Here is a 749-nt window from a genome sequence, read left to right as displayed (position 1 = left end):
TTCGTGATCAAAACGGGGGAGCTTGGAAATAGCGGTCAATTGGCATCGGGGCAGGATTTAGTCTTTAGCGTGACGGGCAATGTGACCAACAACAAAACGGGCTTAATTTATGTGAAGGGCAATGGTGCTTTACAAGTTGATGGGGCTTTGTTGAATGATTTTGGCGCTATTTTAGCAGAAGGTGATTTATCTTTTACCAATGCGGCTGGCAGCGGAAAAAGCCTTTCCCTTGTTAACAAAGCAGGCTTTATTCAAGCTGGTGGAAACTTAAATATCCAAACCAACACCCTAAAAAACGAAGCCGATAGCACGCCTGTCATCACGGAAAAAACGGAATATAGCGATATTTCTTTCGAAAAACCAGAGGATTTTCATGGTAGCGGAGATGGGTTGTTATATCACAATACACAGCAAGATCTTTGGGGAAAAGGGCACATTGAAGAGCCGGACTCATTTCTCGGTATTAACATCGAGCATACATTATTTAGTTTGGACGAAGTACTTTTTGGTAATAAGGAAGGATCATACGGCAAAGCAACATTGAAAGATGGAACAGTCTACAAGGCTTTTACTTGGGTAAAAGGACGGGCGCATGGTAGAGATCATATGCAGACATATAAATGGAATGGTGATAGGTGGGGGTTCTTATCCCCAAACGAACACTGGTCACATATGACAGAAAAGACTGTCACACAAGCATTTTCTCATAAACCAACTGTTTCGGGGGTAATACAATCTAGTGGCAACCT

The 749-nt window shown here is 42.5% G+C and carries 1 protein-coding gene; it reads left to right on the top strand.

Annotated elements, in window-relative coordinates; all coding sequences use genetic code 11:
* Nucleotides 1-749: hypothetical protein (locus tag ACFIK0_RS09355; protein WP_375663903.1), on the top strand; the 749-nt coding region annotated here is incomplete at both ends.

The organism is Bartonella sp. CL63NXGY (assembly GCF_042194905.1).
Classification (GTDB): Bacteria; Pseudomonadota; Alphaproteobacteria; order Rhizobiales; family Rhizobiaceae; genus Bartonella.
This window is presented reverse-complemented; position numbering and strand designations above follow the sequence as displayed.